Source organism: Tahibacter sp., from assembly GCF_035481375.1.
Taxonomy (GTDB): Bacteria; Pseudomonadota; Gammaproteobacteria; order Xanthomonadales; family Rhodanobacteraceae; genus Tahibacter.
In genome coordinates this window covers 12,968-27,731 of sequence record NZ_DATIGT010000323.1, presented here as the reverse complement: position 1 = coordinate 27,731, position 14,764 = coordinate 12,968, and the positions used below count along the sequence as shown (strand labels likewise).

The 14,764-nt window shown below is 65.7% G+C and carries 13 protein-coding genes; 6 read left to right on the top strand and 7 right to left on the bottom strand.

Annotated features, from left to right (window positions below):
* Positions 1–204: 204 nt before the first annotated feature.
* Both VLF18_RS21820 and VLF18_RS21815 read right to left on the bottom strand, forming a co-directional pair.
* Complete coding sequence (locus tag VLF18_RS21820) at positions 205–1,926, bottom strand: bifunctional sulfate adenylyltransferase/adenylylsulfate kinase (protein WP_325281744.1); 1,722 nt, start codon at positions 1,924–1,926, stop codon at positions 205–207.
* Positions 1,927–1,977: 51 nt separating this feature from the next.
* On the bottom strand, positions 1,978–3,855 hold the full coding sequence (locus tag VLF18_RS21815; protein WP_325281743.1) for an ATP-binding cassette domain-containing protein: 1,878 nt from the start codon (positions 3,853–3,855) through the stop codon (positions 1,978–1,980).
* A 216-nt stretch (positions 3,856–4,071) separates the two neighbouring features.
* On the opposite strand from VLF18_RS21815, the gene VLF18_RS21810 reads away from it, so the two are divergent.
* The 5 genes from VLF18_RS21810 (at position 4,072) to VLF18_RS21790 (ending at position 8,325) form a co-directional block, all read left to right on the top strand.
* Entirely contained in the window at positions 4,072–4,833 is a 762-nt protein-coding gene (locus VLF18_RS21810; protein WP_325281742.1) for an FKBP-type peptidyl-prolyl cis-trans isomerase, read from the top strand.
* A gap of 121 nt (positions 4,834–4,954) precedes the next feature.
* A complete protein-coding gene (locus VLF18_RS21805) occupies positions 4,955–6,295 on the top strand; it encodes a UDP-glucose/GDP-mannose dehydrogenase family protein (protein WP_325281741.1) in 1,341 nt (446 codons plus the stop codon).
* Between the two features lie 40 nt (positions 6,296–6,335).
* The gene (gmd, locus tag VLF18_RS21800) at positions 6,336–7,460 is read left to right on the top strand and encodes a GDP-mannose 4,6-dehydratase (RefSeq protein ID WP_325281740.1); all 1,125 of its coding nucleotides are present in this window, start codon (positions 6,336–6,338) and stop codon (positions 7,458–7,460) included.
* Between the two features lies 1 nt (position 7,461).
* Positions 7,462–7,683 carry a SlyX family protein gene (locus VLF18_RS21795; RefSeq protein WP_325281739.1) on the top strand — a complete coding sequence of 74 codons (222 nt, stop codon included), beginning with the start codon at positions 7,462–7,464 and terminating at the stop codon, positions 7,681–7,683.
* A gap of 42 nt (positions 7,684–7,725) precedes the next feature.
* On the top strand, positions 7,726–8,325 hold the full coding sequence (locus VLF18_RS21790; RefSeq protein WP_325281738.1) for a DUF2058 family protein: 600 nt from the start codon (positions 7,726–7,728) through the stop codon (positions 8,323–8,325).
* 61 nt (positions 8,326–8,386) lie between these two features.
* Here VLF18_RS21790 and phbB (VLF18_RS21785) read toward each other — a convergent pair whose 3' ends face one another.
* From phbB (VLF18_RS21785) to gluQRS, 4 genes are all read right to left on the bottom strand, one after another.
* Entirely contained in the window at positions 8,387–9,133 is a 747-nt protein-coding gene (gene phbB, locus VLF18_RS21785) for an acetoacetyl-CoA reductase (protein ID WP_325281737.1), read from the bottom strand.
* A 98-nt stretch (positions 9,134–9,231) separates the two neighbouring features.
* Positions 9,232–9,720 (bottom strand): polyhydroxyalkanoate synthesis repressor PhaR, encoded by a 489-nt coding sequence (gene phaR / locus VLF18_RS21780; RefSeq protein ID WP_325281736.1) that lies wholly within the window; start codon positions 9,718–9,720, stop codon positions 9,232–9,234.
* Between the two features lie 121 nt (positions 9,721–9,841).
* Positions 9,842–10,582 carry an acetoacetyl-CoA reductase gene (phbB, locus tag VLF18_RS21775; RefSeq protein ID WP_325281735.1) on the bottom strand — a complete coding sequence of 247 codons (741 nt, stop codon included), beginning with the start codon at positions 10,580–10,582 and terminating at the stop codon, positions 9,842–9,844.
* 86 nt (positions 10,583–10,668) lie between these two features.
* Complete coding sequence (gene gluQRS, locus VLF18_RS21770) at positions 10,669–11,568, bottom strand: tRNA glutamyl-Q(34) synthetase GluQRS (RefSeq protein ID WP_325281734.1); 900 nt, start codon at positions 11,566–11,568, stop codon at positions 10,669–10,671.
* A gap of 145 nt (positions 11,569–11,713) precedes the next feature.
* Between gluQRS and htpX the strand changes: the two genes are divergently transcribed.
* Complete coding sequence (htpX, locus tag VLF18_RS21765; protein WP_325281733.1) at positions 11,714–12,568, top strand: protease HtpX; 855 nt, start codon at positions 11,714–11,716, stop codon at positions 12,566–12,568.
* Between the two features lie 81 nt (positions 12,569–12,649).
* Here htpX and VLF18_RS21760 read toward each other — a convergent pair whose 3' ends face one another.
* Positions 12,650–14,722: an EAL domain-containing response regulator gene (locus tag VLF18_RS21760; RefSeq protein WP_325281732.1), complete on the bottom strand. Its 2,073-nt coding sequence runs from the start codon at positions 14,720–14,722 to the stop codon at positions 12,650–12,652.
* Positions 14,723–14,764: the final 42 nt, after the last annotated feature.

Sequence of the window (14,764 nt, the reverse complement as noted above, 5' to 3'; positions counted from 1 at the left end):
CCTCGTCGGCCGCGACGGCAAGGTCGTCGCGGATTTCTCGAGCAAGGTGAAGCCCGACGATGCCGAGCTCGTCGCTGCGATCGAGAAGGCTATCGCGGCGAAGTAGCAGGAAAGAGTGGGAGGAGTGAGAAACGAGCCGGTGCGCCGCGCGCCTCGACGCTTTCCTCACTCTTGTTCACTCGCTTCTATTCACGCGTTTTCCGATCAGTCGCGCGGACGGATCAGGCCGAGACTTTCAAGCTTCAGCACGATGCGCTGCACCGCCTCGTCGGGCTGCATCTCACTCGTGTCGATGCGCAGCTCCGGCGCCTCGGGCACTTCGTAGGGATCGCTGATGCCGGTGAATTCCTTGATCTTGCCGGCGCGGGCGAGCGCGTAGAGGCCCTTGCGGTCGCGCTGTTCGCAGACATCGATCGGCGTCGCGATATGGGTTTCGACGAACAGGCCGTAGTGCGAAATCATCTCGCGCACTTCGCTGCGCGCGGCGGCATAGGGTGCGATCGGTGCACAGATCGCGATGCCGCCGTTCTTCGTGATTTCGCTCGCGACGAAGCCGATGCGTTGTACGTTGAGGTTGCGGTGCTCGCGCGAGAAGCCGAGTTCCGATGACAGGTGCTTGCGCACGATGTCGCCGTCGAGCAGCGTGACCGGGCGCGTGCCGAGTTCGAGCAGGCGCACCATGAGCGCGTTGGCGAGCGTCGACTTGCCCGCGCCCGAGAGTCCCGTGAAGAACACGGTGAAGCCCTGCTTGTGGCGCGCCGGATGCGTGCGGCGCAGTTCGGCGACGACTTCCGGATAGGTGAACCACTCGGGGATATCGAGGCCTTCGTGCAGGCGGCGGCGCAGCTCCGTGCCCGAGATGTTCAGCACGGTTTCGCCGGGCTTGATCTCGTCGGCCGGCGCGTATTGCGCGCGTTCCTGCACGTAGAGCATTTCCTGGAACGGCACCATGACGATGCCGAGTTCGGCCTGGTGCTTCGCGACGAGTTCCTGCGCGTCGTACGGGCCGTAGAACGGCTTGCCGTCGGACCCGTTGCCCGGTCCGGCATGGTCGCGGCCGACGATGAAATGCGAACAGCCGTGGTTCTTGCGGATGATCGCGTGCCACAGCGCCTCGCGCGGACCGCCCATGCGCATGGCCAGATGCAGCAGCGAAAGCATTGTCGTCTGTTCGGGATAGTGCGCGATCAGCTTTTCATAGCAGCGCACGCGCGTGTAGTGATCGATGTCGCCGGGCTTGGTCATGCCGACGCTCGGATGGATCAGCAGGTTTGCCTCGGCGATCTGCGCGGCGCGGAACGTGAGCTCCAGATGCGCGCGATGCATCGGATTGCGCGTCTGGAACGCGACGATGCGGCGCCAGCCGAGTTTGTCGAAGCGCGCGCGGACTTCGAGCGGCGTCAGGCGCAGGTGCCGGAAATCGTAGTGGTGCGGCAGCACGATGCCGCGCACGCGGCCGCCGAGATAGACCGCGCCGGCACGTTCGAGCAGCCAGGCGACGCCCGCGTGCTTGCGATCGGTAGTGCCGAACACTGCGAGCGCCTCGGCTTCGCGGTCGGGTTCCCAGATGTCCTCGATCTCGAGCACGGCAAGCGTGACGCCTTCGGGATCGCGCAGCGCGATGCGGCGTTGCTCGCCGAGTCTGTCGACGAAGTCGCGGCCGACATCGAGCGTGACCGGCATGGGCCAGAGCGTGCCGTCGGCGAGGCGCAGGTCGCGACAGACCGTCTCGTAGTCGGCGCGGCCGAGAAAGCCCGTCAGCGGCGAGAACGCGCCGGTCATCAGCAGTTCGAGGTCGCAGAGCTGACGCGCGTTCAGATCCCAGCCCGGCAGCGCCGCGGCCTCGTGCTTGAGAGTGTCGCGTTCGGCTTCGGCGACGAGAAGATCGACGAGCTGGCCGCCGTGCGGTGCGATGAGTTGGCTCATGAAAGTGTCCGGATCAGAAGTCGGTTGCGTCGTGCGGATCGGTGCTGCATGTCAATCGGCTGCGGCGCGTTCCAGCGATTCCTGCGCCTGCAGCCATTCGTCCTCGACGCGGCTCAACTCGCTCGCGACCGTGCCGACCTCGCGAGTGAGTTCCGCCGCCTTGGCCGGCGTGGCGTAGACCGCCGGGTCGAGCAGGGCCGTTTCCAGCGCGCGCTTGCGGTCGCCGAGTTCGGTCATGCGTTTTTCGAGTTTCTGGATTTCGCGGCGCAGCGGGGCTTCGCGCGCGCGCTGATCGGCGCGCTCGCGCCGGTCGGGCTTGCGCGCGGCTGCGGCGACAGCGACGGGCGCTGCGGCTTCCGCCGCCTGGCGCAGCACGATCCGCGCATAGTCTTCGAGGTCGCCTTCGTACGGCTGCACGCGGCCGCCGCCGACGAACAGCAGCGTTTCGCAGCAAGTGCGGATCAGCGCGCGATCGTGCGCGACGAGCACGACGGCGCCGTCGAAGCCGTTCAGCGCTTCGGTCAGCGCTTCGCGCATGTCGAGATCGAGGTGGTTGGTCGGTTCGTCGAGCAGCAGCAGGTTCGGCCGCTGCCAGACGACGAGTGCGAGACACAGCCGCGCCTTCTCGCCGCCGGAAAACGGCGCGACCGGCTCGAGCGCGCGGTCGCCCAGAAAGCCGAAGCCGCCGAGGAAATCGCGCGCGGCCTGTTCGCCGAGCTTGTCGTCCAGACGCTTGAGGTGCTCGACCGCACTCGCGCTCGGGTCCAGCGTTTCGAGCTGGTGCTGCGCGAAGTAGCCGATGCGCAAACCTTTCGCTTCGAAGCGCTCGCCGCTGCGATTCTCGATCGAACCCGACAGCAGCTTGATCAAGGTCGACTTGCCGGCGCCGTTGGCGCCAAGCAGCGCGATGCGATCGCCGGGAACCAGCCCGAATTTCACGCCGGCGAGGATCGTGCGTTCACCATAGCCGGCCGACGCATCGTCGAGACGCGCGAGCGGGTAGGGCAGCGCGTCGGGTTCGCGGAATTCGAAACGGATCGACGACGCGGCGCGAATCGGTGCGATCTCGACCATGCGTTCGAGCGCCTTGACGCGGCTCTGCGCCTGGCGCGCCTTGCTGGCCTTGGCCTTGAAGCGATCGACGAAGCTCTGAAGATGCGCGCGTTCGCGCTGCTGGCGCTCGTACTGGAGCTGCTGCTGGACCAGCCGCTCGGCGCGCTTGCGCTCGAAGCCCGACAGCGTGCCGGCGAAAAGTTCCACTTTTTCGTCGGCGATCTCCAATACATGGCTGACGACGTTGTCGATGAACTCGCGGTCGTGCGAGATCAGCAGCAAGGTGCCTTCGTAGCGGCGCAGCCAGTCTTCGAGCCAGAACACGGCGTCGAGGTCGAGATGGTTCGTGGGCTCGTCGAGCAGCAGCAGGTCCGAGCGGCACATCAGCGCCTGCGCGAGATTCAGGCGCATGCGCCAGCCGCCGGAGAATTCCGCGACGCTGCGCGACTCCTCGCCGGGCTTGAACCCGAGACCGTGCATCAGCGCAGAGGCGCGCGAGGGGGCCGCGTAGCCGCCGATCGCGTGCAGGCGTTCGTGCAGCCGCGCCTGGGCGAGCGCGTCGTGATCGGCTTCGGCAACGGCGAGTGCCCGTTCGATCTCGCGAAATTCGCGGTCGCCATCGAGTACGTAGTCGACCGCGCTCTGCGCGAGCGCCGGGGTTTCCTGGCGTACGTGGGCGAGCACCCAGTCGCGAGGCCGCGAGAAATCGCCGGAGTCCGCCTGGAGTTCGCCGGCGACCAGTGCGAACAGACTGGATTTGCCCGCGCCGTTACGCCCGGTTACGCCGACGCGCCAGCCGGCGTGAAGCTGTACGCTGGCATCGGCGAAAAGCAGCTTGCTGCCGCGCCGCAACGCGACCGAATCGAATCTGAGCATCCGGATAGTCTAGCAGCCGCGTTCCGGCAATGGTTTTCGGGCGGAGTTCGCGGTTCGTCCGAAGTCGCCGGCGCATGGCCGGGAACTTCGCTGCAGACCCGCGGTCGCACCCCGCCGGACGTTTGCCTTAGACCCGCCGCGTCTCCACAATACGCCGCCCCGTAGCGCCTAAGCGGCCGTCGGGCCGCTCTACACAATCCATTCCAGGAGCAATAGATGAGCAAGTTTCTGCAGAAGAGCCTGACGGCTGCCGCCATCGTCGCGGCGCTGGGCACCGCCGGCGGCGCGTTCGCCCAGGAGCTCAAGAGCGAAAAGGACAAGGTCAGCTACATGGTCGGCATGGACGTCGGCAAAGGCCTGTCGTCGATCAAGGACGAGATCGACATGGCCGTCGTGATCCAGGCCCTGCAGGCGTCGGTCAAGGGTGAAAAGACCGCGCTGACCCAGGAAGAGGCGCTGAAGGTCCGCCAGGACTTCATGACCAAGCTGCAGGCCAAGCGCGCCGCGGAAGAAAAGGTCAAGGCCGAGACCAACAAGAAGGCCGGCGAAGATTTCCTCGCCAAGAACAAGAGCAAGAAGGGCGTGACGACGACCGCCTCGGGCCTGCAGTACGAAGTCATCAAGGCTGGCACGGGTCCGAAGCCGAAGGACACCGACACGGTTCAGGTGCACTACACCGGCACGCTGCTCGACGGTACCAAGTTCGACAGCTCGGTCGATCGCGGCGAGCCGGCCACGTTCCCGCTGAAGGGCGTGATCCCGGGCTGGACCGAAGGCCTGCAGCAGATGCCGGTCGGTTCGAAGTACAAGTTCTACATCCCGTCGAACCTGGCCTACGGCGAAAACGGCCCGGGTCCGATCGGCCCGAACGCGATGCTGACGTTCGACGTCGAACTCATCAAGATCATGCCGCCGGCCGAAGCGCCGAAGGCCGCCGAAGCGCCGAAGGCCGAGCCGGCCAAGGCCGAGAAGAAGTAATAGCGCGTCTCGCGCATCGCAGTATCCGGGGCGCGGCGAGCCATCGCCGCGCCCTTTTTCGTTGCCGGCGCGGTAGCGCGCCGATGCTAGAATTCCGCGTTTTCACAGGGATTGGCCGCGCATGAACGTTACCGTTTTCGGCACTGGTTACGTCGGTCTCGTCACCGGCACCTGTCTGGCGGAAATGGGCAACACGGTGGTCTGCGTCGATGTCGATGCCGACAAGATCGCGCGTCTGAACCGCGGCGAGATCCCGATCTACGAACCGGGTCTCGAAGAACTCGTGGTCGCCAACCATGCCGCAGGCCGTCTCGCGTTCACGACCGATCCGGCGCCGGCGATCGCTCATGGTGACATCATCTTCATTGCCGTCGGCACGCCGCCGGGCGAGGACGGCAGCGCGGACCTGACCCACGTGCTCGCCGTCGCGCGCACGATCGGCCGTCATCTCGGCGCCGCGAGCGTCGTCGTCAACAAGTCGACCGTGCCCGTCGGCACCGCCGACCGCGTGCGCGAATGCATTGCGGCCGTGCTGGCCGAACGCGGCGTTTCCATCGGCTTCGACGTCGTTTCCAACCCCGAATTCCTCAAGGAAGGCGATGCGGTCAACGACTGCATGCGCCCCGACCGCATCGTCGTCGGCAGCGACAGCCCGGCGGCCATCGCACTGCTGCGCCGCCTCTATGCGCCGTTCAATCGCAACCACGATCGCATCGTGCTCATGGACGTGCGCTCGGCCGAGCTGACCAAGTACGCAGCCAACGCGATGCTGGCGACCAAGATCAGCTTCATGAACGAGATGGCGAACATCGCCGAGCGCGTCGGCGCCGACATCGAGCTCGTGCGCCACGGCATCGGTTCGGATCCGCGCATCGGCTATCACTTCATCTATCCCGGCGCGGGCTACGGCGGTTCGTGCTTTCCGAAGGACGTGCAGGCGCTCGACCGCATCGCGCGCGCGCATGGCTACGACGCCCAGTTGCTGCAGTCGGTGGAGCGCGTCAACGACGCGCAGAAGAATCGTCTGTTCGAACTCGTCTCGGCGCATTTCGGCGGTGAACTCAGCGGACGCACGTTCGCGGTCTGGGGTCTCGCGTTCAAGCCGAACACCGACGACATGCGCGAGGCGCCGAGCCGGCGCCTGCTCGAACACCTCTGGAACGCAGGCGCGCGCGTGCGCGCCTACGATCCGGAAGCGCGCGACGAAGCGCGCCATGTTTTCGGCGTTCGCGGCGACCTGACGATCTGCGAGCAGGCGCAGCAGGCGCTCGACGGGGCCGATGCGCTGATCGTGGTCACCGAGTGGAAAGCGTTCCGCAGCCCGGATTTCCGTGCACTCGCCGCGCGACTCAAGCACGCCGTCATCTTCGACGGCCGCAACATCTACGACCCGGCGACCGTCGAGGCGGCCGGCATCGCCTATTACGGCATCGGTCGCGGCCGCAGCGTCGCGCGTCATTGAGGCATCGACAGTCGTGCCGACCGGAGAAGGTGGGGGCAGCGTGTCCAAGCGGGCGTTGATCACGGGTATCACCGGCCAGGACGGCGCCTATCTGGCCGAACTGCTGCTCGGCAAAGGCTACGAAGTGCACGGCATCAAGCGACGCACGTCGTCGTTCAATTCCGAGCGCATCGATCATCTGTATCACGAACTCGACGAGGCCGTGCCGAAGGTGCATCTGCACTATGGCGACCTCACCGATTCGTTGAGCCTGCTGCGCGTCGTGCAGCTCGTACGCCCCGACGAGATCTACAACCTCGGCGCGCAGAGTCACGTCGCGGTGTCGTTCGAAGAACCCGAATTCACGGCGAATTCCGATGCGCTCGGCACGCTGCGTCTGCTCGAAGCGATCCGGATTCTCGGTCTCGAAGGGCAGACGCGGTTCTACCAGGCATCGACCTCCGAACTCTTCGGCCAGGTGCGCGAGACGCCGCAGACCGAAGCGACGCCGTTCCACCCGCGTTCGCCCTACGGCGTGGCGAAGCTCTACGCGCACTGGATCACACAGAACTATCGCGAGGCCTACGGTCTTTACGCGTGCAGCGGCATCCTGTTCAACCACGAATCGCCGCTGCGCGGCGAGACGTTCGTGACGCGCAAGATCACACGCGGCCTCGCACGCTGCGCCTATGGCCTGCAGAGTTGCGTCTACCTGGGCAATCTCGATGCGCGCCGCGACTGGGGACACGCGCGCGACTACGTGCAGGCGCAGTGGCTGATGCTGCAGCAGCCCTCGCCGCGCGACTACGTGATCGCGACCGGGCAACAGCACACCGTGCGCGAATTCGTCGAGCTCGCCGCGCGCTCGCTCGATCTCGAACTTCAGTTCAGCGGGGAGGGCGCCGAGGAACACGCGCGCGTCGTGCGCTGCGGCCTCGCCGGCAGCCGTCTGCGCGGCGGCGAGACGATCGTGCGCATCCACCCGCGCTATTTCCGGCCCGCCGAGGTCGACACGCTGGTCGGCGACGCCTCGCTCGCCCGGCGCGAACTCGGTTGGACGCCGCATACGGATTTTTCGTCTCTCGTCGCCGAAATGGCCGAAGCCGACCGGCGCCTGGCCGAACGCGAGACGCAGGGGCTGGTAGGATCGCGCCACGGCCGCCACCTGATCGAAAAGCTGGTCTGACATGTCCCTGCCCGCAAGCCTCGAAGAACGCCTGACCGAGCTCGAAGTGCGCTTCGCCTTCCTCGAAGACACGGTCGCCGTGCTCAACCGCGCCGTGTCCGGCCACGATCGCCTGATCGGCGACATGCGCGACGAATTCCGCCGCCTGCGCAGCGAACTCGGCGCCGTGCGCTCGAGTCTGAGCCACGATCCGGCGACCGAGCCGCCGCCGCCGCATTATTGATTCCGTCCGTCTTTCGCCGTCGTTCGTACCTGAAGATCCGTTATGGCCGATTCCCTGCGTGACCAGTTGTTGAAGAGTGGACTCGTACAGAAACTGAAGGCCGAGGCCAAGCCCGAGCCCAAAGGCGCGGGCGGCAAGCCGGCGCGCAGCGATGCGCGGCCGGGGCCTCGTCCGCCGCAGGGCAAGCCGCCGGCGCGGGGCGACGGCCACCGCGGCGGCCCGGCCAGACCGCAGGGCGGCGGCGAGCCCGATCTGGCGCAGGCCTATGCGCTGCGCGCTCGCACCGAGCGCGAAGAACGCGAGCGCGCGCAGCGCGAAGCGGAGCAGAAGGCGCGCGAGAAGCGCGAACGCAAGGACAAGCTCGCGAGGCTGTTGAACGGCAAGGCGCTCAATGTCGCCGACGCGGAGCACGCCCGGCATTTCGAACACGGCGGCAAGATCCGCCGCGTCTACTGCACGCAGGACCAGCTCGCGGCGCTCAATCGCGGCGAACTCGCGATCGTGCAGCAGAACGGCCGTTACCTGATCGTCGGCTCGGACGTCGGTGCAGAGGTCAAGAATGTTTGGGGCGAAGCGCTCGTACTGCTCGTCGACCCGAATGCGCCGGTCGAGGATGACGTGCCGGCGGACCTGATCTGGTAGTGCCGGACGCGGCGCTCGGCGTGCGGCGCCGTGGCGTCGCAGCGCCCCGGGAACTCGTGCTTCAGAAATCCATGAAGTACCCGCCGTTCACCGGAATGTTCGCGCCGGTGATGAAGCTCGAGTCCGGCGCCACGAGGAACGTGACGACGCGTGCGATTTCCGAGGGTTTGCCGAGGCGTCCGACCGGTACGTCCGCAATGATCTGTTCGCGGATCTCAGGCGCTATCTGCATGACCATCGCGGTCTCGCAGTAGCCCGGCGACACGCTGTTGACGGTCACGCCCTTGCGCGCGACTTCGCGCGCAAGGGCCATCGTGAATCCGTGCATGCCGGCCTTGGCTGCGGCGTAGTTCGTCTGGCCGAACTGGCCGGTCTGGCCGTTGACCGACGAGATATTGACGATGCGGCCGAAGCCTCGCGCGCACATGCCTTCGATCGCATTGCGGCACAGGTTGAACACGCCGTCCAGATTCACGGTGAGTACGCTGTGCCACTGCTCCTGGCTCATCTTGCGCAGCGTCGTGTCGCGCGTGATGCCGGCGGCATTGACGAGTACGTCCACGCCGCCGTGTTCTGCCTCGATCTGCCGGATCAGACCGGCGCAGGCATCGAAGTCGCCGATATCGAGCGCTTCGAACGTGACCGCGTCGCCGAGATCGGCCACTTCGTTGCGGAATGCCGCGATGCGTTCGGTCCGCACGCCGAGATCGGCGGCGATGACGCGGTGTCCGGCGACAGCGAGATGGCGGCAGATTTCCGTTCCGAGTCCGCCGATGCCGCCGCTGACGACGGCGATGCGCTGCTTCATGGTTCCCCCGAAAATGCTGCAGGCGCGCAGCTATTGCGCCGCAGCAGCGGCGTGGGCGCGCATCGTTGTGAAGGCGCGGGCCTCGCCGCGCCGGGCGATCAGGACTTGTCCTTGTCCTTGTTGCCGCCGGCGACCTTCATCGTGCTCGTCGCGGCATTGAGGAAACCCTGTTGCAGGGATTTCCACATGTCCATGTTGCGCTCGGTCAGATCGTTGAGCATCGACCAGGGCGTCTGTCCCATCATCGTGTTGAGCTGGCTGCGGAACTGCTGCTGCTGGTCGAGGAAGACCTGCAGGCTGCGTTCGAGATAGCCGCCCATGAAACCCTGCAGCGAATCGCCGTAGAAGCGGATCACCTGCGACAGCAGCTGGGTCGTGAACATCGGCTGGCCGCGTTCCTCGTGCTCGGCGATGATCTGCAGCAGCACGGAACGCGTGAGTTCCTCACCGGTCTTCGCGTCGCGGACTTCGAATTCTTCGCCGTCGACCACGAGCTGGCGCACTTCTTCCAGCGTGATGTAGCTCGAAATCTCGGTGTCGTAGAGCCGACGATTCGGGTACTTCTTGATGACTCGGACTTGTGCCATGCAGCGAAGCTAGCACGGCTTGCGGCGGCGCACCAGCCGGATTGCTGCGCAGCATTACCTTTGGCCTAGGTATGCTGCAAAGCGGCAGAGCGGGGCATTTCACCCCGCTCCGCTGCGTGCGTTACCAGCCCATGTAGTGGCCGCCGTTGATCGACAGATTCGCACCCGTGACCCAGGCAGCCTCGTCCGGAATGAAGAAGCCGACCGCATAGGCGATCTCGTCGGGATTGCCCAGACGACCCACCGGAATCTGCGCCGCAATCTTCGCGCGGACTTCTTCGGGCACCGCCATGACCATCTCGGTCGCGACATAGCCCGGGGACACGGTGTTCACGGTGATGCCGAACTTCGCGTTCTCCTGCGCGAGCGAGATCGTGAAGCCATGCATGCCGGCCTTCGACGCGGCGTAGTTCGCCTGGCCGTACTGACCCTTCTGGCCGTTGATGGAGCTGATCTGGATGATGCGGCCCCACTTCCGGTCGCGCATGCCGTCGATGACGGGGCGCGTCACGTTGAAGCAGGAATTCAGATTCGTGTTGATGACTTCCTGCCACTGCATCGCCGACATCTTGTGGAAGGTTCCGTCGCGCGTGATGCCGGCATTGTTGACGAGAATGTCGACCGGACCGAGCTGGTCGACGACTTCGCGGACCATGCTCTCGGCCGTGGCCGGATCGGCGACGTCGCCGGCGGCGAGCGCCACGTCGATGCCGTCGCGCTTGAGCGCTTCCTGCCACGCGGTGGCGCGTGCCTTGTCACGATAGTTCGTTGCGACCTTGTGTCCCATCCCTGCCAACTTGCGCACGATCGCTGTGCCGATACCGCCCGTACCACCCGTCACCAAGGCTACGCGTGAGGTCATGCTCCACTCCCAGTTTTAGTCGTCGTGATCCGTCGCAACGCGGGAAAGCCGCGTCGACGCGGACTTCGCGCGATTCTACACAAGCGCTACGACAAGCCATGACGCATATGCACAATGGATCCGACGCGCGGAATCGCGGCGACATCGAATGCCGCGACGGCCTGCCGCAGCAGTGCGTCGACGGTGTGCAAACCCTGCAATTGCTGCGGCGCAATGCCGAGAAACGTCAACGCCCGGCGCAGCGCGGGCAACGGATCGTCGGGACGTATCGGCAGCGCCTGGTCCTGCTTGCTGAGCTTGCGGCCGTCCGCATCGAGCGCGAGCGGCAGGTGCAGATAGGCCGGTGTCGGCAGCGCGAGGCAGCGCTGCAGCAGGATCTGTCGCGGCGTCGAATCGAGGAGGTCTGCGCCGCGTACGACTTCGGTGATGCCTTGCGCGGCATCGTCGACGACGACCGCGAGCTGATAGGCGAAATGGCCCTCGACGCGGCGTATCACGAAATCGCCGACGGCCTCGGCGATGCGCTGTTCGTACCGGCCGAGCACGACATCGTCGAAGCCGATGGTTTCGTCGTCGACGCGCAGTCGCCAGGCTGGCGCACGCGTGGCATCCGGCGCGGCCACGCAGGGGCTGCGGTGCAGGCCGCCGCTGCGCTGCAGGTCCGTGCGGCTGCACCAGCACGCAAAGGCGCGTCGCTCCGCGACGAGCTGCTGCAGCGCCGCGGCGTAGGCGTCGTGACGATCGTGCTGCCAGATCACGGGTTCGTCGGAAGCCAGGCCGAAGGCTGACAGTGCGGCGAGCTGGCCGTTTGCCGCCCCGGCGATTTCGCGCGGGGGATCGAGGTCTTCGATGCGCACGATCCAGGTGCCGCCTGCGTGTCTCGCGCGCAGCCAGCTGCCGAGTGCGGCGACGAGCGAACCGAAATGCAGCGCGCCGGTCGGCGACGGCGCAAAACGGCCGCGGTACGGCGAAGAGGGAGCGTTCATGCGGCGGCGACGTCGTGCGGGCTACGGTTCTGCGGGCGAGCCCGGCTGCGGCACTCGTGCCGGCGGCCGCGGCTTGAACTTGATCCCGGCGGACCTAACTAGGTCGGTAGTCGGAGAGTCGTTTCCGTAGAGGAAGTGTGTCGCCATGCGCATCGTGCTGTTCCTGGCCACGAATCTGGCCATCCTGTTCCTGCTGACCATCGTCATCAAACTGTTCGGCCTCGACGCCGGCAGTACGCGCAACCTGACTTCGCTGCTCGTGATGGCCGCCGTCATCGGCATGGGCGGTTCGTTCATCTCGCTCGCACTGTCCAAATGGATGGCCAAACGCGCGACCGGCGCGCAGGTCATCACGCAGCCGCAGAGCGAAGTCGAGCAATGGCTGTATAGCACGGTCAAGCGCCAGGCCGAGGCCGCCGGCATCGGCATGCCCGAGGTCGCGATCTACGGCGGTCCCGAGATGAATGCGTTCGCGACCGGCATGAGCCGCGACAACGCGCTGGTCGCCGTCAGCATGGGCCTGCTGCAGAACATGGAGCGGCGCCAGGTCGAAGCCGTGCTCGCCCACGAGATCAGCCATGTGGCGAACGGCGACATGGTCACGATGGGCCTGATCCAGGGCGTCCTGAATACCTTTGTGATCTTTCTCGCGCGCATCGTCGGCTCCATCGTCGATTCCGCGCTGCGCGGCGATCGCGAAGGTGGCGGCGGCATCGGCTACTTCGTGACCGTGATGGTCGCCCAGCTCGTGCTCGGTGTGTTCGCGTCGATGATCGTCATGTGGTTCTCGCGCTGGCGCGAGTTCCGCGCCGATGCCGGCGCCGCCGGACTGGAAGGCAAGGGCGCGATGATCTCGGCATTGCAGCGGCTGTCCGCCGGCCACGGCGATACGACGCTGCCGAAAGAAGTCGCCGCGTTCGGTATCGCAGGTCCGTTCGGCAAGCTGTTCGCGAGCCATCCGCCGATCGAGGAACGCATCGCGGCGCTGCAGCAGCTCTGATCGGCGCGGCACCGGCTCCTCAACGAACAACGGCCCGCAGGGGCCGTTGTTCGTTAGGGGAAAGCGCGCGCGCCGAGACGCTCAGGCGATGTCGTAGGCCATGACCTTCTCGGGCTCCTGCAGGAAGTTGCCCTGGACGAAGTTGACGCCGCAGCTGAACAGGATCGACATGCTCGCCGCATCTTCGACGAATTCCGCGACGGTCAGCTTGCCGGCATGGTGCGCCTGGTCGCAGAGATCCTTGAGCTTTTCCTGGTTTTCCTTGTGCTTGGGCAGCTCGGCCATGAAGCTGCGATCGAGCTTCAGGTAGTCGGCGTCGATGTGCTTGAGCAGCTGCATCGAATTGAGACCCGAGCCGAACTGTTCCAGCGCGAAGCCGCAATGGATCTGCTTGAGACCGGCAACGAAAGCACGCGCCGGCTTGAGGCTCGTGACGACCTTGCTCTCGGGCATCTCGAACACGAGCGCGTCGCCGCGCAGGCGCGAATTCTTGAGCTGCTGTGCGATCCACGGCAGCAGGGTCTGGTCTTCAAGCGATTGCGGCGTCAGCTTGATGAAGTAAGTCGTCTTGACGCCGCTCTTCTCGCGCTCGACGAGCGCCTTGATGGCGTGGGCGACGACCCAGCGGTCGATCTGCGGCATCAGGCCGTGCTGTTCGGCGATCGGCAGGAAGAAGTTCGGCGTGATCTCGCCCTTCGGTCCCTGCATGCGCAGCAGGATTTCGAAGAAATCGCCGTCGGCACCGTGCAGGCTGATGATGGGCTGGTTGAACAGCACGAAGCCGTTGTTGACCAGCGCATCCTGCACGAGCTTGAGCCAGTGGCGCTGCTTCTCTTCAGCCGCCTTGTCCTGCGCCGCGGGGTCGAACACGTTGATGCGGTTTCCGCCCTCGGTCTGCGCCGCGCGCAGCGTCGCGTTCGCATTGGCAAGAATCGACTGCGAGTTCGCGTTCTTTTCGCCGATCAGGCAGCCGCCGACGCTCATCGTCACGTTGATCGACTGCTTGCCGACCTCGAAAATGCGTTCGTTGAACGCCTTGAGCAGCACTTCGGCGGTCTTTTTCGAGTTTTCCGGATCGCGGCCGACGAGCAGCACCGCGAACGTGTGATCGGCAAAGCGTGCGGCGACGTCGGCTTCCGCGAGGTGGCGCCGCATGAGGTTGGCAAGGTCGCCGAGCAGCAGGTCGGCGTTGCCGATGCCGATCGTGTCGAGCACGGTCTTGAAGTTGTCGGGTTCGAGCAGCAGCAGGCAGCGGTCGTTCGCGCCCGCCGCCGCGGCGGCGACCGTGCGATCGAGTTCGATCAGCAGATGCTGGCGGTTGAACAGGTCGGTGACCAGGTCCCTGGAACGCAGCGCGTCGAGTTCTTTCTCGAGTTCCGGATTGTTGGTCTGCTGGCGGAAGATGATCTGCTGGCAGGGCTCGCCTTCGTAGGTCGCTTCGGCGAATTCCATGACCGAGTCGAACGTCGAGCCGTCGGAACGCTGCGCCTTGAGGTTGAGCTTCTGCGGCGGCTTCTCGCCTTTGGACAGTTTCTTCAGCAGGGCCTTGAAGTCGTCGGCGTCCTCTGGCGCGATCATGTCGAGGATAGACATGCTCTCGATGTCTTCGAACTCGTCGAAGCCGAACATCTCGAGATAGGCCTTGTTCGCGCGGACGTGCATGCCTTCGTGGACGTAGGCGATCGGGTCACGCGACGAGTCGAGCAGCGAATCGCAACGGCGTTCGATTTCGCGCAACGCCGACTCGAGGCGGCGCACGCTGCGGCGCATCAGAAGGCTTTCGAATTCGCGCTTGACGATCATCTGCGTGTGATCGGGGCGCGTGCGCAACGCGATGGCGCGGGCGCCGTTGCGGAACGCGGAGACGATGAGATCTTCGTTCGGGGCCGAGGCGCTGCCGACGACGGCGATGTCCTTGCCGCCGCGATTGGCCGCGTCGGTCACCTGTTCGAGGCGCAGCGACTTCGCGGCGAGGTTGATGAGGATCAGGTCCGGCGTGTTCTGGCCGATCTGATCTTCGAGCTCGGCCTCGTTCGTGGCGCGTGCGGGGCGTACTGCAATGCCGCCGTTGCGCAGGATGCTGATCTGCTGTTCGGCGTCTTCGACCGAATCTTCGATCAGCAGCAACTTGATGACGCTGTCCTGTTTACTCATGTCCCCTCTAAAGGCGGGCGAGTGCGGCGACGGTCGACCGCA

Excerpts from the sequence above, each read along its gene's own strand:
- VLF18_RS21820 (WP_325281744.1), bottom strand. The coding sequence starts at position 1,926 with ATGAGCCAACTCATCGCACCGCACGGCGGCCAGCTCGTCGATCTTCTC.
- VLF18_RS21815 (WP_325281743.1), bottom strand. The coding sequence starts at position 3,855 with ATGCTCAGATTCGATTCGGTCGCGTTGCGGCGCGGCAGCAAGCTGCTT.
- VLF18_RS21810 (WP_325281742.1), top strand. The coding sequence starts at position 4,072 with ATGAGCAAGTTTCTGCAGAAGAGCCTGACGGCTGCCGCCATCGTCGCG.
- VLF18_RS21805 (WP_325281741.1), top strand. The coding sequence starts at position 4,955 with ATGAACGTTACCGTTTTCGGCACTGGTTACGTCGGTCTCGTCACCGGC.
- VLF18_RS21795 (WP_325281739.1), top strand. The coding sequence starts at position 7,462 with ATGTCCCTGCCCGCAAGCCTCGAAGAACGCCTGACCGAGCTCGAAGTG.
- VLF18_RS21790 (WP_325281738.1), top strand. The coding sequence starts at position 7,726 with ATGGCCGATTCCCTGCGTGACCAGTTGTTGAAGAGTGGACTCGTACAG.
- phbB (WP_325281737.1), bottom strand. The coding sequence starts at position 9,133 with ATGAAGCAGCGCATCGCCGTCGTCAGCGGCGGCATCGGCGGACTCGGA.
- phaR (WP_325281736.1), bottom strand. The coding sequence starts at position 9,720 with ATGGCACAAGTCCGAGTCATCAAGAAGTACCCGAATCGTCGGCTCTAC.
- phbB (WP_325281735.1), bottom strand. The coding sequence starts at position 10,582 with ATGACCTCACGCGTAGCCTTGGTGACGGGTGGTACGGGCGGTATCGGC.
- gluQRS (WP_325281734.1), bottom strand. The coding sequence starts at position 11,568 with ATGAACGCTCCCTCTTCGCCGTACCGCGGCCGTTTTGCGCCGTCGCCG.
- htpX (WP_325281733.1), top strand. The coding sequence starts at position 11,714 with ATGCGCATCGTGCTGTTCCTGGCCACGAATCTGGCCATCCTGTTCCTG.
- VLF18_RS21760 (WP_325281732.1), bottom strand. The coding sequence starts at position 14,722 with ATGAGTAAACAGGACAGCGTCATCAAGTTGCTGCTGATCGAAGATTCG.